Consider the following 23146-nt stretch of genomic DNA (forward strand, 5'->3'; position numbering starts at 1 on the left):
AAAAATTCGATTATAGTAGATATCAAATCATACATTTAAAAATTGAGGACAAAATAATGAAGACACTAAGTTTATGTATTGCAGCAGGACTGGGTTTAAGCGCTTGTGCTGGTGGAATGACAGGGAATACGGGTCAAAACAATAATGTCAATGGCATCGTCACTCAATACCCTGTCGAGACTGCCATGCTCAACATCTATACCAAACAACGCAGTGATAAATTAGTTGCGGTTGTCGGCAGTCAAAGTGTGTCAGCAGAGATTCAAGTGACGCCTAAAGGCAGTATGATATTTAATAATAAGTCTGTACAAGGTACCGAAATAAACACCATCAATAAGATGAATAATCAAATCACCAATCAATCAGTCGCTATCAATTACTTCACCCTGAATCCACTGATATTCCATGGTTTTACAGATGGTACAGGTAAATACTCACTATCTAACCAGACGACCACCATTCCTAAAATGGCGACGGTGGGCGCTTCTAGTAAGCTACTGACGGAAAATGTCTATGCCGATAGCAGTATGCGTAACAAGATAGGGACTTATAACCAAGACTGGTCTTTGTCGCGTGATACAAATAATACCGCATGGTTCTGTATAGAAACCTCAGGCAATCTATTACTCAGCTTTGACCCTGCAGGCACTTCATCAGAATGCTACAAGATCAATGCCAAAGGCGATATCTTAGCAAGCAAAGTGACACTGAGTCAGCCTAGTAGTAATGGTAGTACTAAGACGGTGACTTTAAACAGTCAGTAGTGATTATCATGGTGACATGCCCTTTACCATATAGCCTTGTTACATAGCTTTCGTCACATAGCACTTATTACATAACAACGAAACAAAAAAATAGCGCCTAGTATGGGCGCTATTTTTATATCAGTCAGCTGAACGATTAAGAACGATGTCCATGAATATGCTTAGCTTGATATTTGCTTTTTGCTTTGAGATGAGCCGCTAGTTTTTTTGATTGATGCTTTGACACTACTGCCTTTTTCTTCACATGCTGATGTTTATTATCAAACTTTGCATTGACCTTTTGATGCTTCACTTGAGCAACATGATGTTTAGCAATTTGCGGCGCAGCACTTGCTTGGCTAACCATTGTGAAGCAAGCAGTAATGGCTAGAATTGAACTTATCATTATTTTTTTCATTATTTTTTCTCGTATAAAGTCATATTGGTTATGAGTTGTGGTTAAAACTGCCTTACTCAATATCAAGTAAAGCATTCACGTGATAAAAAGCATCTTGATAAAAATCTGCTCTATCGACAACGAGAATAATAAATGATTCAAACGTTAAGTAGATTTATTAAGATTGAAGAAAGGTAACCTTAATGAGGGAAGGTTTCTTAAGTGGTACGCTATAAGCGTCATATTGGCGCTTTTCTAGACGGGCAAGTAATAGCGAATGAAAAGATATCTTATATATAAATTATGATGACTGGCTTTGGCATATTTTTTATAAAGCGTAGACGTTGTCACGATACTTTCATTTTCACCTTATAAAATGCGTTGATTATTCAAAGCCATTGACGATATGCCGCATCACAATAAAGACTTTTAAAGAGTGAAGACCAAACTAAGCAGGCGAGATAAGTATTTTGTAAGGGTCGCTGGGGTTGGGATTTTTTTAAAGTAGCCAACTGATGGCCTTCTGAATAGCAATTTTGAAATAACTGAGAATCGATGTAATGAACCATTACTTATGTTTGACAGATTATGAAAAAAACTTGATTGATAGTGCTTTGCTCATTCTGATGAAAAAAAACATCCAATATAGCGATCAATCAAAAGAAAACTCAGTGCAACAATACTATCAAGATTTTAATCTCACACTTTTTGAGCTATGTGCAAAAATAAAAGCACCTGATTTTGACAAACAACTGGATTTATCTTCGAAAGAAATCAAAGCAATTAAAAAAGCTCTAACCTCACTGTACGACCGTATCTATCAAAGAACCCTTAAAGACACAGAGGGCAATCAAGAAGATCACTATAAGAGCTGTAAGTTACAGATTATAGAATTAGAGAGAAAAATCGATATTATCGAGAAAAATAATATAGAGAGCAATAGTTGTTAAATTATTCTTTTTTACCAAAAAATCTCACTATTTTTAAGTCTTTACCACCATCAATATTGGTCGCGTAAAACAAAAAATCGCACTCCGCATTACATTAGCCTATCTTTTCCGCTGGGTTTTATTAGCGCTTTCCCATTTGCTTGGTTATCATCTAGCTACTTCAGTCATATAGTCTTCTCAGTACAAGATGGATATAAGTACAGCAAAGGATAATACGGCAAATTAAGATACGGTAAATTAAAGTACGGCAAATATCAGGCTGAGTAAACATGACGACGCTGTGACCGATTTCTCTAGAATGCCCGATATATCTCTATACAAGACTTGTAAAGAGCATACCCCTTGTCTTAGAATGGCATTGTTAATGATAATGTCTATTTTGTTAAGTATTCTTTCTAAAATGCTTTAAACTGACGTTTCAAGTTAGCACACCTCCTTACTTATAAATGTTACCTATGCATCATCAGCATGGTAGTAATACGATGACCCTATCATGTCTACTAAGCGCCGCAAGCTTGTTTTACGATATTCATCACCGGTAACGATGTGGTTCGGCATGTTGGTCGCATGTTTTGCTTGGATCATGCACATCACGCTGTTGCTCACACCTCTGTGGGATGATAATGCCCACTTAGGTCATGGTATCTGTGCAGAGCTTGCACCGATTGTATCGGCAGCTAAGCAGTATGAGCAAATACAGACTGATATTGCGCAAACAAATCACAACATACCCATTGATAGTGCCGCTCGTCATTTACTTCATCATAATGCATCCCTATCTTTAGCATCGCCTGCGACCGTTGAGCCAGTTATAACGGTTGACGCCGCACCTTCACAGGAAGATTTGTATAGCAAAGATAAGGTTGCAAGCTCTGAATCTAACCCTGATGCCGTAAAATACACTGGCTGTGACCTTTGCACTGCCATGTCTGCGGCACTATTGCCAGTCGCTTTTACACATACTGACTCGGCTTTGATTGAGCTGTCTACTGTCTCAGTTACGTTTTTGTATCGCTCACATACCTACTCTCCTAGTAATTTTTTACGACCCCTCGCACGCGCTCCTCCAGTTACACTCACATAACTATCTACATTTATAGTCCAATATTTTTAGGCCGTGTCCTCATTTTAAAAATGGTGATAAACATGAGATAAATTGCCGTCAAACAAGAAAAGTAGCGCAAATAATATCGAGATATTAATAAGCTATTTGACGATGTTTGGCAAAATTTAGCCATTTTTAGCCCATTTCGAAAGTAATCGATTGAATTGGGGACACGCCCTAGAGCATGAGTGACAATGCTCTCAATCAACGCGCTCATTTGACGCTCTGATTGAGGCACTTGTATGCGTTTGCCTAAAACATTGCGCTCAAAACTGTGCTCATAATATTGTGCTCAAAATGCTATCTATTTATATCGGAAAATATTCGGCAAGTGCTTAGTCTAAGTCCATAAATGGCTTGGCTTACCTTGGCTTACATTGCCTCTTGGTAAAAACTGAATAACCGATGTCATAAAATATTTTTGCGAATTTCTAGGAAAGTAAGATGTTATCTTCATCAATAAACGCTGTACCTATTTTAAAACTAAGTGTTTTAGCTTTGTCTTTATTGCATATCAGTAGCGCTTATGCGGATTCCACAACCGTAAAGGCGCACATGCCTACTACTGATGATGAGCCACATATTCAATTGCCAGAAATCGTCGTTTATGCGACAGCAGCGGATAAGCGCTCTAGTACCAATGCACTTGGGACAGCCGCCACCCTTGATCAAAAATTTATTAACAGTAAACAAGTGGTAAGCAGTGATACGGCCACTATACTGACAAAAATACCCGGTCTAAATGTCCAAAGTGCCGGTGGCATCTCAAACTTGCCCGTGATGAGAGGCTTGGCGGACAACCGTCTGCGTATCTTAGTGGATGGCGTTGACTCAATCGCCTCCTGTCCAAACAGTATGAACTCACCCTTGTCTTATATTGCGCCAAGCGCTATAGAGAAGACCACCGTCTATGCAGGTGTGACGCCTGTGAGTGTCGGTGGAAATAGTATTGGCGGTACTATCGTTGTCGAAACAGCAGAGCCTATGTTTTCAACGGATAGCGACATATTAACCTCAGGTGAAATTGGCACATTTTATCGTAGTAATGGTGACGCTTATGGTGCCAATTTATCTACCACAGCGGCAAACGATCAGCTTAGCCTCACCTATAAAGGCAGCTTTGCGCAGGCGGATAATTATAAAGCTGGTGGTGATTTTAAATCTTATACAGAGACAGGAAACGCTGGTAAAACCTTAGCGAAAGACGAAGTTGGTTCAACCGCCTATGAAAGCAAAAACCAGTCAGTAGATGTGGCTTATAAGAATGGCAATCATCTACTACAAGGCACTTATTTGTGGCAAAACGTCCCAAAAGAGCTATATCCAAATCAGCGGATGGACATGCTCGACAATCAGCTTGACCGCATTAATTTGCGCTACAAAAGCGAGTTAAATTGGGGACAGTTAGAAGCACAGGCCTATCATGAAGATGTCGATCACTATATGAATTTTGGGGAAGACAAACAGTTCGTGTACGGTAATGCCAAAGGTATGCCGATGTACACCAGTAGCGAGACCATCGGTGCCAATCTTAAAGGTATTATTGATTTAACCAACCAAGGCACGCTCAATATAGGTGCTGAATATCAAGACTACACGCTAGATGACACGTGGGCGGCATCTGGCGACGGTATGATGTCGCCAAACGACTTTCAAAATATCAACAATGGTCAGCGTCAGCGTATCGGTATCTATGGCGAATGGGAAAAAGACATCTCGCCTGACTGGAGCACCCAGCTTGGCGCTCGCTATGAAAACGTACGTACCAGTGCTGATGAAGTACATGGCTATCAAATCGATGGTCAAAACAATATGACCAATCAGCTGCGAGATAGCGCTAACTTTAATGCCAGTAACCGCCGAACCACTGATAACAACTTTGATATTACTGCACTCGCACGCTACGACATTGATTCACAAAAAAATCTAGCCTTAGGTCTATCGCACAAAGAACGCACGCCAAGCTTATATGAACGCTATACATGGTCCACTTGGAAAATGGCGGCCATCATGAATAATACCGTTGGTGACGGTAATGGCTATTTTGGTGATCCTAATCTACGCCCAGAAAAATCTAACACCCTATCTGCCACCTTAGACTGGCGCGGTGCTGATGAGAGCTGGGGCATCAAAGCCACTCCTTACTATTCAAAAATTGATGACTATGTCGATGCCGTACAGTGGAACCCAATGGCAAACACAGCAGCTAGCACTCAAACAACGAATCAATATAATGTGCTGCGCTATACCAACCAAGATGCTGAGATATATGGCATAGATATCTCAGCCAATCGGGAGCTGGCAGCAAATGCTTGGGGGCACTGGGATATAGTAGGATCGTTAAGCTATACCAAAGGGGAAAATAAAGACAGCGGCTCAGACTTATATAACATCATGCCATTCAATGGCAGTGTTGCCCTGAATCGGGAAAATAACGGTTGGACAAACCAAATCGAAGTGGTGGGCGTCGCGGCTAAAAATGATATCTCAACCCCTCGCAACGAAATTAAAACGGCGGGTTATGGTCTCTTAAATCTCAGTACAGGCTATCAGTTTAAAGAGGTAGCGATTGAGGCTGGTATCGATAACGTATTCGATAAAAACTATGCCCTACCTCTAGGGGGCGCATACATGGGTCAAGGCAAAACCATGTCGATGAATGGCGAAATAGGTAGCGGTTCTAACTGGGGCACTGCCGTCCCTGGCGCGGGCCGATCATTGTATGTGGGTGTCAACTATAAGTTTTAGGTGTCATTAAGATAGGTCATTAACTGACTAACATAACGATTAAACCTTCAACAGATTTTATTTATTTTATATCTTAGGAAGCACCTTCATGACTATGGCACTATTAATTGCAGCATTCTTAATGGGATTTTTTGGTTCGCCGCATTGCTTAGGTATGTGTGGCGGTATCGTCACCGCATTCGGACTATCGATGAAAGAAACCAGTCCAGCAAAAAAACGCGGCCTCATTGCGACTTACCATTTGGGGCGCTTACTCAGTTATGCCCTATTGGGCTTAATTGCTGGCGTAATTGGCACCACGGTATTAACCCCTCTGATGGTTGGCAATAGCACACCTCGCATTCTACTAGGATTGGTCTTGGTATTTGTAGGATTAACCATGCTAGGGTTGCCTTTTTTAAACAAGCTTGAACGTCTTGGTATGCATTTTTGGCAAGCTCTATCACCTCTTCGGCAGAAAGTATTCCCCTTAAACACCTTTCCTCGAGCATTGACGGCAGGTTTATTATGGGGGTTTTTACCCTGTGGTCTCGTTTATGGCGCATTACTTATTGCGGTCGTCGGTCATGACCCGCTCACAGGTGCCGTGTTAATGTTTGTCTTTGGTCTAGGAACCGTACCCATGCTCGTCGCTACGCACGGAACGGTCAACTGGATGCGCAATCAAATCGGGCGTTTGCGCTTAAGGCAAGTGAATGGCGTAATCATGATATTATCTGGCTTAGCCGTCATAGCGGTGCCGATGATCATGGCCAATATGCATGGTGGACACGGGCAAATGAACCACGAGCAAATGAATCATGAGCAAATGAACCACGAGCAGATGAGTCATGAGCAGATGAGTCATGAGCAAATGAATCACGAGCAAATGAATCACGAGCAAATGAATCACGAGCAAATGAATCACGAGCAAATGAATCACGAGCAAATGAATCACGAACAAATGAATCACGAGCAAATGAATCACGAGCAAATGAATCACGAGCAATAAAAACGTCTCTCATGTACATAGGAGGCAATGATATTTTAAATTATGGATAGGGCATTTTTAACGTGCCCTATTTTTTTATCTGCTAATGCGCCAACCTCTGAATTTAGCAAAGAAACCTTTTAGCCTTTCAGAAAAATTAAAAGCCTCTGACTCCGGCACTTCTTCAACATGATGACGAGCTGCCAGTATCGGCTGCTGCACCAATCGTTCGTGATGATCGAAAGCCCGATCAAGACTGATACTCATGATAGAGAAGTTAGTCGGACGTGGTAGACAGCGATATACCTGACCCTTATTAATTAATTCAATGACCATATGGGCATCTTTGAATTCAGTCAACATCAGCACCATCAGATCTGGCTGGATATTTTTTAAGGCATAAACGATGGGGGTAATATTTTCTTTATTGAGCGTCGAATCTGTAATCGTGACACCAAAGCGTTTTTTTTGTAATAACTTTGCGGCCTGTTCAAGGTTACTCGCCCAGCTCACGGTATAAGCGCTCTTAAAATGACTTTTTATTTGTTGATAGACACTCTCATCATCGTCTAGTACCAATATATGGCGATTGCTAACCGTGCCACTATTAACACGGTTTTGAGTTGCATCATTTTTCATAGTGTTTTGTGTGATTTCTTGCGTTTGCTGAGCAATTTCTGTGGCTTTATTAACGATTTTTTTAAGTTCATCATTTTGCCATGGCTTAGTGATATAGCGATAAATTTCGCCCTCATTCACAGAATCCATCACGGCATTCAGATCCGCATAACCAGTTAACAAGATACGAATAGTATTTGGTGAAGCTGCTTTGATGTCACTCAATACTTCTGTACCTTGCTTATCTGGCATGCGTTGGTCGCTGATGACCACTTGTACTTCATTCTGGCTAACATATTCCATTAGCTCAGTGGCATCGGTAGTAATAAATACGTCATGTGACTGGCGAAAATGCATTTTTAAGCTGCGCAAGATACGCGGCTCATCATCGATAAAAGCGATTTTTGGTTTTTGCATGACGCTCTCTTTAAATAAGTGGTTGGAAGTCTCTCAACTTTCAAATAAGGCTTGCGAAGGTTTCTTTTCATGAACGATAGACTGTATCGGTAGCATGAGGGTAAACGTCGTGCCCTTGCCAACGACTGAGCTAACTTCAATGCGTCCACTATGTTGTTCGATGATTTGTGCCGTAATGGCCAATCCTAACCCTGTGCCATCGCCTACTTTTTTGGTGGTAAAAAACGGCTCAAAGATATGCGTTAAAATAGGCTCTGCGATACCGACACCATTGTCTATAATATGTACAACGATATATTGCTGCGCCTCATCGACAGACGAGCTGACTTGCAATGTCCCTTTATGATCTGGCGGCATGGCTTGCGCGGCATTATTAAATAGGTTTAGTAATACTTGGTTAATTTGTGAAGGATTACACTGAATGAGCGGCAGCTCGGCTAGATTGGTTTTGACGTCTAAGGTTTTTAAATTATTGCGAGCCATAATCAATGAGGTATTGATGCAATCATTGATATCGATATCTTTTACTTTGGATTCGTCCAGTCGAGAAAAGTCCCGCAAGCTGACGACCAGTTCAGCAATTTGGTCGACGCCATAAAGTCCATCTTTGATTAAATCTGCCAAATCTTCACTGACTTCATCTTCTTTAATCTCTTCACAGCATTGTAAAGTCTCTTCTATCAGTATCTTGACTTGCTCTTGATTGATAGTTGGCGCTTTTAACGCCTGCAATAATTGATCGGTATGCTGTAGCAATTCATCAAAACGCACGAGATTATCACCGACCAGCTCCATATTACTTCGTACGTAACCCAGCGGTGTGTTGACCTCATGAGCGACACCCGCCACCATTTGACCTAATGTAGCCATTTTTTCGGAGCGCACCAGATGCACTTGCGAGGCTTTCAACTCATCCATGGCTTGCTGCAAGTCTTGGGTACGGGCGGCAACTTGTTTTTCTAGATGGACATTGATTTCAGCAAGTGCGCCTTCATTTTCGACGACGCGGTCGATCAGTTGGTTGGTCTGCTCACTGATGATTTGAATTTCGCTGACATTTGAGTGTGGCAGTTTAAGGGCGCTTAATTGTTGGTATTTTTTTTGCTCAATTAATGCACCCATATCAGCCACTGCTAGTGCCATGTACTTTAACGGTCGCGTAAAGTAGCGACGGAACACCCATGCAGTCAACAACAAGATAGGAATAAAACCCAGTAGCATGGTTTGAATCAGCTGGTTCGACAATGCATTTGCCACGCTCATCATGTCATTATTGGGCTTGACGATGACCATCTTCCAATAGGTAAATGGCATACGAAACACAAAGGCGGTGGCGGGCTGCTGCAACACAAAGTCATTGGGCACAGCGATGGTCTCAATCAAGTGACTGTCTACCAGATTAAACGTTTGGTCAATATTCAATAGCAGCAATGCTGACAGCAACTTGGATTCTTGTTCGCTGATTTTATTCAGATTGGTCGTACTCAAAATACTACGTGCCGCGAGCGTATAACGACTTTCATCTCTGGCAACTGCCTCATCGATGAGTGTTTGATTAATGCTATCTAGGCTGTCCGCAATAGGGGCAAAGCTAGGATGTTTCTCGGACAATTGATGCGCGGTTACCATCTCGCCTTGGGGATTATCTTCAGTCGCTTGCGTGACCATAGATTGATCAGGAAAGGTCAAAAATCGATTGTCCAAGTCTACCAAAAAGACATAACCACCCAGCTTATCTTGCCACTTTTTCATAGCCTCATCGAGGTTATCTAATAGCAGATTAAAACTAACCACTCCATCAAAAGCCTGATTGCGACTGTCATACAATGCCTTGGCACACGTCATCATCGGCTGATTGCTTTGCGGATCAACATACGCACGGCTCCAGACACAGTGGTCATGACGTGCGTACATCGCAGGAATGTACCACCACTCTCTATAATAGGGACTCGGCGTTTGGCGCACTTGATTATACTGCTCTAACGGTTGCATGTTGCCTGAGTCATCACGCGCCCATACAAACGACTGGCGCTCTCGGTTTTGAGCGTACATATTTGGATCAAACCACACGCCACCGCCCACAATTCGTGGATCGGTCTGTTGCATGAGATTACCAAAAGTTTCTCTATAAAGGCTGTCTTCTTTTGGCAAGCCGCCCGCCATCGCACTGGTTGCCTTTGCCAGTCCGTCGACATGGCTGATATTCGCCATAATGCTATTAATGGCTTCGTTACCCGTTTCAACCACTGTCTCTGAAGTCATCTCCAGTATACGAGGCTTAGCTTGAGTCTCAATAACCCAATACACCATTAGGATAATTAGTAAAAAAGCCAATGCTAAAATAATCAGCATGCGTGTGGAAATACTACCAAGCCGACCAGCAACACTCATAGATAAACCTTATATTGATGCGTCTACCATCATCAATGCATCACTTAATGAATAAAGACACCAGTGATACGAAACCACCATTTATAGTGGGCTCAAGGATACGATGCCGTCATGACAATATGATGACAAAAGTTTTGTTTTCTTATCTGTTGACCAGTATCTTTTAATTAACAACAATTAGCTTGCGGTTGGTAAATACAACCTTGTACTTATTTAGCGCTGCTCTCTTTTTATCATCAATAACATCATGCAGCTTATTGAGCGCATATAGTCAGAGCACTTTTAAACCGCTACGGTGTTACCCGCCCTATATGTACTCAGTGTACTATCTGCGGTCGGTCGCCTTGTAGCGATTCTAAAATTCCTTAACTATAGCTGTACTATTATCAGCCATTGCAAGGCACAAAAAAGCCACTTATTTTTTAAGTGGCTTCTTCATATTCAAGTCAGTCGCTAATTTTTTTATTTATGTCATCAATATCTCTATGATTATAGAGTCTGCCAAGTTTATCTTGTTCTGTACTGTGAAATTTTATACATATGTTATATTAATAATACTAATATAGAGGGTGTGTTTGTATTTTATATAATATCGCGGATCACCGTCACTTATCACTGATTGCAAAGCCTGTCTGCTGTACACTCAGAGCTTAATATCACTGGCTCATACAGCTATTCAACTAACCCTAAAGAAAGGCGCTCACAAAGTCTTTCTCTTTTAAATATTAAAGGAAAAGCGATGCGTCCTTTGTTTTTTAGTACTTTGTGCTTAGCAAGTAGTCTTTCACTAATGGCTTGTAGTAGTCATCAACCAACCACGGCAAAAGAATCAACAGCTATCATTAACAACACGGCAAAAGAGAACGCTGACGAACAGCTAAGCATGGAGCCGTCCAGCCCCGAAGAACCGTTATCAGCGTTCACCGCTTTTGGTAATACAGAAAAAAGTTGGCGCACAGTAATTGATGGCAACCAACTCAGCATTGAAGCAGATTTTTTGAAACCAACGACCATCGTTGTCTCTCGTTCGACATATGCCGAAGGTGTGGAATACGTGAGTACCGTTAGCGGCAAGCCTATTATTATGAATATAAATAGCCAGATTTGTACCGATGATAATGGCTATCAAAATGAATTTACGGTGACGTTAACTTATGATAATAAAAGCTATCAAGGTTGCGCCGTTGCTGGAGCGTATGAAACAGCGCCTACGTAATTGCATAGAATTTATTGTGGTTAGCAACCATCATAAATAGCCAGCCATTAGCCAATGGATAACGCATAATTTGGCAAATAAGTACTTATATTACTTTCAACCGATGTCATTATTATTTAATAAAAACACCCTATAGTCTGTCTATAAACCCTTCATTTTAGTCAAATAACCTTTTATATCAGTCTTACTCAATAAGGATGAACCTATGAAAATTACGAAGACTCAAACCAATAATCCGGTAGACCACGACACATTTATCCATCAGCCTGATGCCAGTAAAACCCGTGTAGCAAACATACCAGGCAAGCGCTTACCCTTCCCTGATCAAATTGGTAATTATCAGCGCAATATTGGGACGCCCACTGACGCTTATCAGGACAGTAAGGTTTATATCGTTGGGGGCGGTATTGCAGGTTTGGCCAGTGCTTATTACTGCATCCGAGATGGCAAAGTATCTGCTGAAAACATTACCGTTTTAGAGCATCTTGACGTGGCAGGTGGCTCCTTAGATGGTAGCGGCAATCCTGAAACGGGATATATGGTGCGCGGCGGTCGTGAAATGGATTTCACTTACGAAAACTTTTGGGATTTATTCCAAGATATCCCCGCTCTGGAAATGCCTGCGCCTTATAGCACCTTGGATGAGTATCGCATAGCAAATGACACCGATCCCAATTACTCTATTGCACGCCTGATCCATAAGCAAGGTGAGATAAAAGACTTCAGTCAGCTGGGATTGAGTAAAGCCAACCAACTCGCTCTGATTCGTTTGCTATTAAAACCTAAGGAAGAGCTAGACGATATCACTATTGAAGAATATTTTGATGACAGCTTTTTGAGCAGCAACTTCTGGACATTTTGGCGAACCATGTTTGCTTTTGAAAACTGGCACAGCTTACTTGAGTTTAAGCTTTATACGCATCGATTTTTACACGCATTGGACGGTCTAAACGACATGTCTGCACTGGTATTCCCAAGATACAATCAATTTGATAGCTTTGTTAAGCCACTACAAAATTATTTAAAAGATAAAGGTGTGCAATTTCAGTATGACACGCTCGTTACCGATTTAGACATTGAATTTGAGCATGCTGATAAAGTAACAGGCACTAAAAAGGTCAAAGCCATCATCACGGAGAAAGCGAGTGAGCAAACCACCATTCCTATGGGCAGCAATGATTTCGTCATCGTGACGACTGGCTCCATGACCGAAGATACCCGCTATGGTGATGATAATACTGCGCCGACGCTAGACTTCACAAAAGACAGCATGGGGCAATCGTCTGGTTGGAAAGTATGGAATAATCTGGCTAAGCAATCTGCCGTCTTTGGTCACCCAGAAAAATTTAATCAGCATGTGGATAAATCTGCTTGGATGTCGGCGACGTTGACCTGCCAGCCGTCTGCCTTTATTGATAAACTCAAAACGCTGTCTGTCAACGACCCTTATACGGGTAAAACAGTGACCGGTGGCATCATTACGATTACGGATTCAAACTGGTTGATGAGCTTTACTTGTAACCGTCAACCGCATTTCCCTGATCAGCCAAAAGACACGCTAGTCGTATGGCTATATGCCTTATTTATGGATAAAGAAGGCAATTATGTCAAAAAACCCATCCCAGAATGTACAGGCAAAGAGATCTTGAGCGAACTCTGTCATCACCTTGGCATCCTCGATGATATAGAGAATATCATGGCCAATACCATCGTCAGAACGGCTTATATGCCCTACATTACCTCGATGTTTATGCCTCGTGCTAAAGGTGATCGTCCTGAGATAGTCCCTGATGGTTGTGTCAATATGGGTCTAGTCGGTCAGTTCGTCGAGACACATAATGATGTGGTATTTACCATGGAGAGCTCTGTTCGTACTGCTCGTGTCGCAGTTTATGAGCTATTAAACGTGCAAAAACAAGTCCCCGATATAAACCCATTACAATACGATATCCGTCAATTACTAAAAGCCGCGAATACACTCAATGATGGTAAAGGTTTCATCGGCGAAGGTCTATTAACTAAGCTTCTTAAAGGTACTTATTACGAGCACATATTGCCAAAAGCCAATCAATCCACCAACGGCAACGATTCAATATTTACTCAGCAGTGGGAAGCAATCAAAGGGCTTTGGCATAAGTAGGTCTGGCATCAGTAATGTTAGTTTTCATAAAAGCAGCTTTGATAAAAACGGCTTTTATGAAAACTAATGACGAAGAATAAAAACGATAACGCTCTAGGGCATGTCCTCATTTTAAAAATGCAGATAGAAATGAGGTCATGCCCTAGTCAGACTTGGATAACCGCTGTAATTGCTCAATCAGCCAACGGTGTATACCACTGTGACTGGTACGTGGGTGCCATGCTGCTATTACCTTAAATGTGGGTGGCAGGGCTTCCACTTTAAGCTCTTTAACCCGACTGTTTGGCAATAAACGCGAAGGGTAAAATGCGATCATATCAGTTGTATAAAGGATATCTGGCACCGCAGAAAAGCTAGGAACGGACATAACGATGTTTCGTTTAAGACCTTTTTCTGCAAACCATTGGTCATGAGAACCACGCAAGTTAGCGCGTGAAGGTGACACCACCAGCTGCGAGTGTGCAGCAATTTGTGCCAGTGACAGCGGCTCTGTTGTAAAATTATTATTGCAACCAGTAATGCAAAAATGTTGTTCTTCAAGCAGCGTCACATAAGCCAAGTTATCAGGGATAAATTCTGGGAAAGTAATCAGCAGATCAAGCTCGCCTGCCGCAATAAGCTGATTGACATTGTCTGAGGCAAAATCACGCACGATTAACTTCAAATCAGGCGCGTCGCGGCGCGTTATATGAAACAACTGCGGTAATAATGCCTGCGTCGCATAGTCGGTCGCGCTAATCGTAAACACGCCTTTATAAGTCTGCGGCGAAAACACATCTGGCTCTAACAGTGCTTCTAACTGCTCTAATATGCGACTAATGGGTTGCTGCATCGATAGCGCTTTTGGGGTTGCCACCATGCTATTGCCTTGACGAATAAACAAACGATCATCAAACAAATCACGCAGCTTACGTAATTGTTCGCTGATTGCCTGTTGTGTCAGCCCCATTTTGCGCGCGACTTGTGAGAGATTTTTTAGATCAAGCAACGCATGTAGCACTCGCAGCTGCTTGATATCGAGTCGGTTAATGCCATTCATAATATGTACCATTTATAATTGTATCTTAAACAACAAAATCCTGTTTCCGATTGTATCCATAAAACTCTATGCTTACCAACCTTACTTACGCAGTAATAAAGCATCAAAACAAGCTCAGTGGTTTAAACAATAACCCCGTCTATTTGTTTTAAAAGAGAGTTTTATGGAACCATCTAATATCGATACCAGCCCGTTGTTTGCATCTGTCACACTTGGACCATATACGTTAAAAAATCGTATTGTCATGCCACCGTTGACACGCTCTCGCAGCACGCAACCGGGCAATATTCCTAATGAATTAATGGCAAGCTACTATACACAGCGCGCATCAGCTGGTTTTATGGTCACTGAAGGCACGCAAATTGAGCCAAGGGGTCAAGGTTATGCGTGGACGCCAAGCATACATTCGCATGCCCAAATCGAAGGCTGGAAAAAGGTCACTCAAGCGGTACACGCAGCAGGTGGTATCATTTTCGCTCAGCTTTGGCATGTGGGTCGCGTGTCTCATACCAGCTTACAACCACAAGGCGCTCAGCCAATTGCACCATCAGCTATCACTGCTGACAATGTAAAAGTATTTATCGAAACAGCACCAGGTGCAGGCGCGTTAGCCGATCCTAGTGAGCCACGCGCACTCAGTACTGATGAAGTTAGTGAACTGGTCGCTATGTATGCGGCAGCCGCACGCAATGCATTGGAGGCAGGTTTTGATGGCGTCGAGCTGCACTGTGCCAATGGCTATTTGGTGAATCAGTTCATCTCTGAACATAGCAACACACGTGATGATCAGTATGGCGGTTCATTGACCAATCGCTTGCGTTTCTTAAAAGAAATCATAGCTGCCGTCAGTGAAGTGGTTGGCGCTGATCGTTTAGGCGTACGTTTCGCACCGCTGTTTGCTAGCACAGATGAGACTCGCGTGTATTTAGGGCTAGTGGAATCAGATCCACATCATACGTATATGGAAGCGATTAAAGTACTTGAACAAGCGAGTATCGCTTATTTATCTATTGCAGAAGCTGACTGGGACAATGCCCCTGATTTACCAGAGACTTTTTATCAGGCCGTCAGAGCTGAGTTTTCAGGACGTATTATCTATGCGGGTAAATACACGACGGAAAAATCGGTGCATATTCTAGCTAAAGGTTATGGCGATTTATTTGCTTTTGGGCGTCCTTTTATTGCTAATCCCGATTTACCTGAGCGCATCGCCAATCATTGGCCACTCAATGAGGCAGAGCCTACCACGATGTATGGTGGCACCGAAATTGGCTATAATGATTATCCTTACTATCAAAACTCTTAATACAATAAGGCCATTCGTGGCCTTATTTTTTTGCTTATAAATAGGATATTTCTAATAGCTGATTCATATATATAGCCCTTATGATTCATCCGACTGATCAAATAACTTTTCGATAGGCTTGCTGTGTATCTTTGAGCTATTGAACAGCGACTTATTACCAGTATCCGCTTCTGTCCAAAAATTAATATTGAATTGGGCATCATCACTTAATTCTACGCGGTGCCAATATTGAGGCGGACTGACCGCGAACTGCCCTGCTGTAATCACAATGGTTTTTTCAGGTTCAGTAGCGGCTTCATCAGCAAAGCCATAAAAGGTAACCGTGCCTTGCATGACACAAATTTGGCCGTATACGCCCTCTGCTGTATTGTGATGAGTCAACAAGGCTTTTGGGACTTTATCTTTAGTAAAAAAGTGGGTCGAACGCTTTATTTTCCAATGGCTAGGTATGACAGGGTTTGAGGCGACAGTATGACTCATGGTAACTCCTTAGCTAATTTGATGGGTGTATCCCAATCCTGTTTATTAACAGCTTACTTGTGAATAAAAAGGATTGGTAAACGAGAAAAACACGCACAGTAATGGTTATTATTACTATAGCGCATCATATTTTCAAATGTATTGCTATTCTCATATCATCTTAGTTAACCATCAATATATAGAATATTAAAGCCACTTTTTAATCCCCATTAAGTAGTATGTGAAATGACATTCATACTGCTTTCGCCTAATGGCTAGCGAGCTTACTTATTGCTACATTAACTCCATCTAAACTATCCAGTTCGACGGTGGAGAATACTTGTCATGCATGCAAAAGAGCTACTTGAGGTTGAACGCCGTGATATAAGAGCGCTTCACTATACGTGGATTGCTTTTTTTCTGACCTTTTACGTCTGGTTCAATATGGCGCCACTAGCCACTTCTATGCTAGAGGCTGAAAGCTATTTAACTTCTGAACACATCAAATTATTTCTCATTGCCAACGTTGCTTTGACCATTCCAGGGCGAGTGGTAGTCGGCATGGCATTGGATCGCTTCGGTCCGCGTCGCGTGTTTTCCATACTGATGGTCGTCATGGCGATACCGACATGGTTCTTCGCGTTTGGTGATTCCGCGATGCAGCTGTTCGTCGCTCGCCTATTTATGTCTATCGTGGGCGCAGGGTTCGTCGTTGGCATTCACATGACCGCCCTTTGGTTTAAGCCAAAAGACATTGGCTTTGCCGAAGGATTTTATGCAGGCTGGGGTAATTTTGGTTCAGCTGCCGCAGCGATTACCATTCCCACGGTTGCGCTACAGTTCTTTGGTGGTGATGACGGTTGGCGCTGGGCAATTGCATTATCTGGCTTACTGATGGCCGCTTACGGGGTAGCCTACTGGTTTTTAATCACCGATGGTCCTACACAAGATACCCATAAAAAAGCACGTAAGGCGGGTGCTTTAGAGGTATCAAGTTGGAGGGATCTATTATTATATTGCCTATTTATTATTCCTTTATATGGCGTATTGGGTGTATTGGTTTATCGTACCAAAAACATGGGATTCCTAAGCGAAACAGGCGCTTGGGGGTTTTATACTCTCATCGCTGTGGTGGTTATTTATCAAATTTATAAAGCCATCAGTGTCAACGTACCCATGCTCAAAGCGGGTATCCCTGAGGATGACAAATACCCCTTTACCTCTGTTGCCGCCCTAAATGTCACCTACTTTGCTAACTTTGGCGCAGAGCTGGCGGTCGTCTCTATGCTACCGATGTTCTTTGCCGCAACGTGGAAGCTCGACCCTACCGTCGCAGGGTTAGTCGCATCGACCTTTGCTTTTGTTAACTTATGGGCGCGACCACTTGGCGGCTATATCTCTGACAAGGTTGGCAATCGTCGCTTGGTGATGTTGGTATACATGTTCGGTATCGGTATCGGCTTTGGATTGATGGGATTGCTGAATGCAGAGTGGCCATTGTTTATCGCGGTCGTCTTTACGATTCTATGCTCAGTCTTTGTACAAGGGGCAGAAGGTGCAACTTTTGGTATTATCCCCTCAATTAAACGGCGCTTAACGGGTCAAATTTCTGGTATGGCGGGGGCTTATGGCAATGTGGGCGCTGTGTTCTATCTATTTATATTTACCTTGGTCGAACCAAATCAGTTCTTTTTTATCATTGCGATAGGTGCATTTATTGCTTGGGTACTTTGTTTCTTCTGGTTGAAAGAGCCTGAAGATGCCTTTGGTGACGAATACAAGATGTCCTCGGTCGATCGTCAAATTGCCGCTGAAGAAGGCTAATTTGGTTAGCTTATAAAATAAAAAAGCCACCCAGCATCACTGCTCGGTGGCTTTTTGACTGATATAGAGAACTATCTAGACATGTAATAGCGGTTATTCAGATGACCCATGATTTTTTTATAAAAAGTAATGCTTTCAAAAAGTAGCGATTTCAAAAAGTAATATTTTCAAAAAACAACCACTTCGATAAATAACCATTTTTACAAACGACTACTTTGATAAATGATTCACGGTCCATACCGCTGCCTCTACCCGTGTGCGTAGTCCAGTTTTGTTCAAAATATGCTTAACATGCACCTTTACTGTGGATTCTGCGATATCCAGTTTGTTGGCGATCATTTTATTACTTAAGCCTTCAGCAATCATTTGAATCACTTGCAACTCTCTAGTGGTGAGATTGCCAGCGATATCTTCAATACTTGGGGTACGTAATGTTTGCGCCAATATTGAGGCCAAATTGGGACTGATAACCAGCTCACCGCGCAACACTTTTCTAATATCGACGATGATTAACTCAGGCTCCATATCTTTTAGCAAATAACCATCCACCCCTAATTTCAATGCTTCTTGTACGTCTTCTCCGCTGTCAGAAACTGTAAATAGCAAGGTAGCCACGTCAATATTTCTGGCCTTGATTTCTCTTAAGGTTTCGATACCAGTCAACACTGGCATTTTATGATCTAGAATGACCAGATCGACCGGATTGTTTGCCAAAAAATCCAACGCTTCTTGCCCGTTATTCGCCTCACCAACGACCGTTACATCACTTTCGAGACTGAGCAGTTCTGCGACACCGCGGCGCAGCATAGGATGGTCATCGACCAATAGTAGCCGAGCCGGAGAAGCAGACGTATAAACTTTAGTAGTCATAAAATACTCACAAATTGAAAAATGCTACAAAAAATACAATGCAGTGGTTAAGAGCGTTTACTAAGCCGATTCACTTAGTTTTGCTCAGCCATATAATCCGTAAAAAAACTGGGTACAAACCTGACGATGACACTGGTACCTGCGGGTACATTATTAGAGATGATCAAATCACCGCCTAATTTATAGGCACGCTCTTTCATAATCATTAGACCATGATGCTGGGTCTGATTGACAGTCCCTGATATGCCAACGCCGTCATCATTAACCATCATCGCTACATAATTACTTTCATCATCATAAACCAAATCGATAGTGACGCAGTTAGCATGAGCATGGCGACTGATATTCGACAGCGCCTCCCTTATAATTTGAATGAGATGCACTTGTTCGGTTGCCGTTAGATTCAAGGATAGGATTTGATTGTTGACCTTTATGTCAAACTGCCCTTTTACAGCAAACTCATCAGCCGCCTCATATAAAGCTTCATCAAAATTGCCGCTATCAATCGTCAAGCGAAAAGTCGTCAATAAGTCTCGCAGCTCATGATAAGCAGAGTTCAGACCCATTTTTATTTGACTGATATGCTGCCCAACCTTGATTTGACTTTGCTCATCAAACACCACCAGCCCACTGTCTTTATCAGTAGACAGTTGCAGATGTTTTTCGAGCACGCTGACTTGTATTTTTAGATAAGACAATGACTGTGCTAAAGAGTCATGCAACTCCCTAGCAATGGTCGAGCGCTCTTCAAGTAGAATCAGCTGATGGTCTTGCTGCCTTTGTCTGCGTAGGGATAAGGCGGTGCTGACGAGATTGGTCAGCACGACAATCAATTCATTGTTTTTAGCAATTAAATAACTACTATCCACCTCTACTACTTTGATGCGTGTTGAATCTTCCTCGCTTTTTTTCTTATCTTCTGCATAAGCTTTATTGGTCATTAAGACAGATTTTGGTCTTACCTTTAGCTCACCAAATTCTATATCTTGATGAATAATCGGAAACGTTTTGGTATAAACGTCTTCTTTAATAGAGCAGCTGTCACAAGTGAGTTTGGTACATAGCTCCTTCATCCTATCATCGTGTAGGGCTATAGAGTTTTTATTGGTGAGAATATTGCTTTGGATACACAGCGTAAAATCTAAATATGGGAATATACACCCAAAGCCAGTAATCAATTCATCAAGCCGATGTAAGCTCACAGGACTACTGGTCAATTGCTTTGAGAAATCATAAAACAATGATAAGGCTTGGTTGGCTTTTACCAGATGCTGAGTCTTTGTCTGTACCTCACTCTCAAGTGAGCGCTGATACCTCTCAATGGTACTGGCCATACCGTTAAAAGAATTGCCAAGCGCTTCAAATTCTCTATAACCGCTGATAGATACTCTCGTATCATATTTGCCTTCTTTAAACGCCCGATTGGCTTTAATGAGTTGTTGAATAGGCGTTAGCACTGAGTTCTGTAATCTCCGTACGCCTATCAGCATGATAATCATGCTCAGTATCAGTGATAGTATTTGTAGGTTTTGCTGCCATGTCTGACGCTGCTCATTTCTATCCTGTAACGCGCCAACAAAACGATTAACATCGTCAATATACTTGGTTGAATCACTATAAAAGCCTTGCTTGTCTTGTGCCAACAATGCTGGTTTTAAATCACGAAACCATTGTGATTTTATCTGGCTCCATTGCTCACTGATCGCCTTATCTCTGTTGGCACTGGTCAGTTGATACGCTTGTAATTTGTTGAGACGACTCTCCATGTCTTCAACCAGTATGTCTATTTTTTCAGACTCGCTTTTATTGGAGAAATCCAGTCTGTCTTGCTTTTCTACCTGCGGCGCATTGTCACTATCTAAGCCATCTTGTTTGATATTTAGGCTTGAGCTAAAGGGATGGTTATCCGCAAAGTCAGTCGCTAACTGAAAGCTAATGCGATACGTTGCCATGCGTATCGATCCTGCAGTATTAATCGCCTCAGCATCAGACTTTGCGACCCAAGCGAGCGCACCGCTGCCTATCGCTGACATCAAAAACAAAGTAGCGATGATCGTAATAGCAATCCAAGTATGAAGGAACAAAGACTGCCGTCGTAGATTAGACATGATTAATAGCGCTCCCATCAGACACTTTCTGCACAAAAGATTTGAGATCTTAAAATTGAACGTCGCAAAAGCAAAAAACATACAGCATAAAAAATACTACAGCGCACTTATCAGTCCATCGACAAGCAAAATCTTAGTGATAAACCTGCCCGCAATATACCCCTTTTAGTCATCAGTATACCACTATGTATGAATACTCTTCATCGGGATAACACAGTACCGTGAGTTATCATTTTTTGATAGAGCAAGTGATTCATAGCGCTCATAAGCCAGTACGGCGGCTCTTTGTTATCAACAATAACAGGAGTAAGCGCTACGGTTTACTGTAAGTTTAGACAGCCATTTGATGATAAAAAATACTGAACATAACTAGGCATAGCTGATACTAAGTGAGGAATAACATGGGCAATAATTACAACTTCAAAGGTGGTAAGCTCATCACTGACTGGCGACCTGAAGTAAAAGAATTTTGGGAAGGAGGCGGCAAAAAAGTCGCTCGTAGAAATTTATGGATATCCATTCCATCGTTGCTATTGGCATTTGCAGTATGGATGGTATGGAGTGCCGTCATCGTCCGTCTGCCAGAGATTGGTTTTGATTTTGATGATGGGCAGTTGTTTTGGCTCGCCGCGCTGCCCGGACTATCAGGGGCAACGCTGCGAATTTTTTATTCTTTTATGGTGCCTATCTTTGGTGGGCGACGTTGGACAGCGATATCTACCTTATCCCTGTTAATTCCAGCATTATGGATGGGCTTTGCGGTTCAGAATCCTGATACGCCATTTATGATATTTGCCATCATTGCCCTACTTTGTGGCTTCGGTGGTGGCAACTTTGCCTCCTCCATGTCCAATATCTCGTTCTTCTTTCCAAAAGCAGAACAGGGCACTGCTCTTGGGCTAAACGCGGGTTTGGGTAACCTTGGCGTGTCGGTGATGCAGTTCGTTGTACCGATGATTATATTAGTAGCAGCCTTTGGTAGCTTAGGCGGTGACCCACAAGTCTCTGCAAGCGGTCAGCTGTTTTATCTACAAAATGCAGGGTTTATTTGGGTACCCTTTATTCTGCTATTTTCAGCACTGGCATGGTTTGGCATGAACGATATTGCCACTGCTAAAGCTTCCTTTAAAGACCAGTCCGTTATCTTTAAACGCAAACATAACTGGATCATGTGTATCCTATATATGGCAACCTTTGGCTCGTTTATTGGTTTTTCAGCCGCGTTTCCGATGCTGATTAAAAACTCATTTCCCGCCATTGATGCGCTTAAGTTTGCCTTCTTAGGTCCTTTAGTTGGTGCGCTATTTCGTCCTTTAGGTGGCTGGATATCTGATAAAACCAGTGGCGCAAAAGTGACTTTTTGGAACTATATCGTGATGGTATTGGCGGTATTGGCGGTGATGTATTTCCTACCTAGCGATACTCATGAGGGCAGCTTTGTCGGATACTTCATCTCTTTTATGGTGCTGTTTATCACCACGGGTATCGGTAACGGCTCTACCTTTACCATGATTCCCGTTATCTTCAGAACCTTTCATGAACGCCTTGAACCTCAAAAAGCAGGTACAGAGGACTTGTTTGTCGAGATACGTAAAGAATCAGCAGCAGTGGTTGGCTTTACTTCAGCGATAGCAGCCTATGGCGCATTCTTTGTCCCAAAAATGTTTGGTTCAGGACTGGGTGTTAATGGTACTTTTATCGCTTTAATTGTCTTTTATGTTCTCTGTATTGTGTTGACATGGTGGTATTACAGTCGCCCTAATGCTGAGATTCCTTGCTAAAGCAGCCTTGTATAAATCATTCTTTGGAAACAGATTTTTAAATTAAAAATATCGCTCTTTATAG

17 protein-coding genes are annotated in these 23146 nt (G+C 42.2%); 10 read left to right on the plus strand and 7 right to left on the minus strand.

Annotated features, from left to right (window positions below; genetic code table 11):
* The first annotated feature begins 56 nt into the window (after window positions 1-56).
* Complete coding sequence (locus tag JMW85_RS10595) at window positions 57-764, plus strand: hypothetical protein (protein WP_201581717.1); 708 nt, start codon at window positions 57-59, stop codon at window positions 762-764.
* A gap of 136 nt (window positions 765-900) precedes the next feature.
* Here the strand turns inward: JMW85_RS10595 and JMW85_RS10600 are convergent, their stop codons facing one another.
* Window positions 901-1161, minus strand: a complete 261-nt coding sequence (locus JMW85_RS10600; protein ID WP_201581718.1) for a hypothetical protein — start codon at window positions 1159-1161, stop codon at window positions 901-903.
* Window positions 1162-1739: 578 nt separating this feature from the next.
* On the opposite strand from JMW85_RS10600, the gene JMW85_RS10605 reads away from it, so the two are divergent.
* The 4 genes from JMW85_RS10605 (at window position 1740) to JMW85_RS10620 (ending at window position 6934) form a co-directional block, all read left to right on the plus strand.
* Complete coding sequence (locus tag JMW85_RS10605) at window positions 1740-2090, plus strand: hypothetical protein (RefSeq protein ID WP_201581719.1); 351 nt, start codon at window positions 1740-1742, stop codon at window positions 2088-2090.
* A gap of 493 nt (window positions 2091-2583) precedes the next feature.
* Window positions 2584-3174 carry a hypothetical protein gene (locus JMW85_RS10610; RefSeq protein WP_201581720.1) on the plus strand — a complete coding sequence of 197 codons (591 nt, stop codon included), beginning with the start codon at window positions 2584-2586 and terminating at the stop codon, window positions 3172-3174.
* Window positions 3175-3639: 465 nt separating this feature from the next.
* Window positions 3640-5943, plus strand: a complete 2304-nt coding sequence (locus tag JMW85_RS10615; RefSeq protein ID WP_201581721.1) for a TonB-dependent receptor — start codon at window positions 3640-3642, stop codon at window positions 5941-5943.
* A gap of 88 nt (window positions 5944-6031) precedes the next feature.
* Complete coding sequence (locus tag JMW85_RS10620; protein ID WP_201581722.1) at window positions 6032-6934, plus strand: sulfite exporter TauE/SafE family protein; 903 nt, start codon at window positions 6032-6034, stop codon at window positions 6932-6934.
* A gap of 75 nt (window positions 6935-7009) precedes the next feature.
* Here the strand turns inward: JMW85_RS10620 and JMW85_RS10625 are convergent, their stop codons facing one another.
* Together JMW85_RS10625 and JMW85_RS10630 are read right to left on the minus strand one after the other, a co-directional pair.
* A complete protein-coding gene (locus JMW85_RS10625; RefSeq protein ID WP_201581723.1) occupies window positions 7010-7948 on the minus strand; it encodes a response regulator in 939 nt (312 codons plus the stop codon).
* Between the two features lie 33 nt (window positions 7949-7981).
* Window positions 7982-10339: a PAS domain-containing sensor histidine kinase gene (locus JMW85_RS10630; RefSeq protein WP_201581724.1), complete on the minus strand. Its 2358-nt coding sequence runs from the start codon at window positions 10337-10339 to the stop codon at window positions 7982-7984.
* A 739-nt stretch (window positions 10340-11078) separates the two neighbouring features.
* On the opposite strand from JMW85_RS10630, the gene JMW85_RS10635 reads away from it, so the two are divergent.
* Both JMW85_RS10635 and JMW85_RS10640 read left to right on the plus strand, forming a co-directional pair.
* A complete protein-coding gene (locus tag JMW85_RS10635; RefSeq protein WP_201581725.1) occupies window positions 11079-11555 on the plus strand; it encodes a hypothetical protein in 477 nt (158 codons plus the stop codon).
* A gap of 205 nt (window positions 11556-11760) precedes the next feature.
* The gene (locus JMW85_RS10640; protein ID WP_201581726.1) at window positions 11761-13695 is read left to right on the plus strand and encodes an oleate hydratase; all 1935 of its coding nucleotides are present in this window, start codon (window positions 11761-11763) and stop codon (window positions 13693-13695) included.
* Between the two features lie 142 nt (window positions 13696-13837).
* Here JMW85_RS10640 and JMW85_RS10645 read toward each other — a convergent pair whose 3' ends face one another.
* On the minus strand, window positions 13838-14734 hold the full coding sequence (locus JMW85_RS10645; RefSeq protein WP_201581727.1) for a LysR family transcriptional regulator: 897 nt from the start codon (window positions 14732-14734) through the stop codon (window positions 13838-13840).
* Between the two features lie 178 nt (window positions 14735-14912).
* Between JMW85_RS10645 and JMW85_RS10650 the strand changes: the two genes are divergently transcribed.
* Window positions 14913-16040, plus strand: coding sequence for an alkene reductase (locus JMW85_RS10650; RefSeq protein ID WP_265090752.1), 1128 nt, complete (start codon window positions 14913-14915; stop codon window positions 16038-16040).
* Window positions 16041-16118: 78 nt separating this feature from the next.
* Here JMW85_RS10650 and JMW85_RS10655 read toward each other — a convergent pair whose 3' ends face one another.
* Window positions 16119-16520, minus strand: a complete 402-nt coding sequence (locus JMW85_RS10655) for a DUF1971 domain-containing protein (protein ID WP_201581729.1) — start codon at window positions 16518-16520, stop codon at window positions 16119-16121.
* Window positions 16521-16844: 324 nt separating this feature from the next.
* Between JMW85_RS10655 and JMW85_RS10660 the strand changes: the two genes are divergently transcribed.
* Complete coding sequence (locus JMW85_RS10660; RefSeq protein WP_045455078.1) at window positions 16845-18323, plus strand: MFS transporter; 1479 nt, start codon at window positions 16845-16847, stop codon at window positions 18321-18323.
* A gap of 210 nt (window positions 18324-18533) precedes the next feature.
* Here the strand turns inward: JMW85_RS10660 and narL are convergent, their stop codons facing one another.
* Together narL and JMW85_RS10670 are read right to left on the minus strand one after the other, a co-directional pair.
* Window positions 18534-19193 (minus strand): two-component system response regulator NarL, encoded by a 660-nt coding sequence (narL, locus tag JMW85_RS10665; protein WP_045447151.1) that lies wholly within the window; start codon window positions 19191-19193, stop codon window positions 18534-18536.
* A gap of 74 nt (window positions 19194-19267) precedes the next feature.
* Complete coding sequence (locus tag JMW85_RS10670; protein WP_227681796.1) at window positions 19268-21301, minus strand: histidine kinase; 2034 nt, start codon at window positions 21299-21301, stop codon at window positions 19268-19270.
* Window positions 21302-21702: 401 nt separating this feature from the next.
* On the opposite strand from JMW85_RS10670, the gene JMW85_RS10675 reads away from it, so the two are divergent.
* The gene (locus JMW85_RS10675; RefSeq protein WP_201581731.1) at window positions 21703-23082 is read left to right on the plus strand and encodes a NarK family nitrate/nitrite MFS transporter; all 1380 of its coding nucleotides are present in this window, start codon (window positions 21703-21705) and stop codon (window positions 23080-23082) included.
* Window positions 23083-23146 lie beyond the last annotated feature (64 nt).

This window comes from Psychrobacter glacincola (assembly GCF_904846075.1).
Classification (GTDB): Bacteria; Pseudomonadota; Gammaproteobacteria; order Pseudomonadales; family Moraxellaceae; genus Psychrobacter; species Psychrobacter glacincola_C.

Excerpts from the sequence above, each read along its gene's own strand:
- JMW85_RS10600 (WP_201581718.1), bottom strand. The coding sequence starts at position 1,161 with ATGAAAAAAATAATGATAAGTTCAATTCTAGCCATTACTGCTTGCTTC.
- JMW85_RS10625 (WP_201581723.1), bottom strand. The coding sequence starts at position 7,948 with ATGCAAAAACCAAAAATCGCTTTTATCGATGATGAGCCGCGTATCTTG.
- JMW85_RS10615 (WP_201581721.1), top strand. The coding sequence starts at position 3,640 with ATGTTATCTTCATCAATAAACGCTGTACCTATTTTAAAACTAAGTGTT.
- JMW85_RS10645 (WP_201581727.1), bottom strand. The coding sequence starts at position 14,734 with ATGAATGGCATTAACCGACTCGATATCAAGCAGCTGCGAGTGCTACAT.
- JMW85_RS10630 (WP_201581724.1), bottom strand. The coding sequence starts at position 10,339 with ATGAGTGTTGCTGGTCGGCTTGGTAGTATTTCCACACGCATGCTGATT.
- JMW85_RS10675 (WP_201581731.1), top strand. The coding sequence starts at position 21,703 with ATGGGCAATAATTACAACTTCAAAGGTGGTAAGCTCATCACTGACTGG.
- JMW85_RS10610 (WP_201581720.1), top strand. The coding sequence starts at position 2,584 with ATGTCTACTAAGCGCCGCAAGCTTGTTTTACGATATTCATCACCGGTA.
- JMW85_RS10620 (WP_201581722.1), top strand. The coding sequence starts at position 6,032 with ATGACTATGGCACTATTAATTGCAGCATTCTTAATGGGATTTTTTGGT.
- JMW85_RS10670 (WP_227681796.1), bottom strand. The coding sequence starts at position 21,301 with ATGTCTAATCTACGACGGCAGTCTTTGTTCCTTCATACTTGGATTGCT.
- JMW85_RS10660 (WP_045455078.1), top strand. The coding sequence starts at position 16,845 with ATGCATGCAAAAGAGCTACTTGAGGTTGAACGCCGTGATATAAGAGCG.
- JMW85_RS10635 (WP_201581725.1), top strand. The coding sequence starts at position 11,079 with ATGCGTCCTTTGTTTTTTAGTACTTTGTGCTTAGCAAGTAGTCTTTCA.
- JMW85_RS10640 (WP_201581726.1), top strand. The coding sequence starts at position 11,761 with ATGAAAATTACGAAGACTCAAACCAATAATCCGGTAGACCACGACACA.
- JMW85_RS10595 (WP_201581717.1), top strand. The coding sequence starts at position 57 with ATGAAGACACTAAGTTTATGTATTGCAGCAGGACTGGGTTTAAGCGCT.
- narL (WP_045447151.1), bottom strand. The coding sequence starts at position 19,193 with ATGACTACTAAAGTTTATACGTCTGCTTCTCCGGCTCGGCTACTATTG.
- JMW85_RS10655 (WP_201581729.1), bottom strand. The coding sequence starts at position 16,520 with ATGAGTCATACTGTCGCCTCAAACCCTGTCATACCTAGCCATTGGAAA.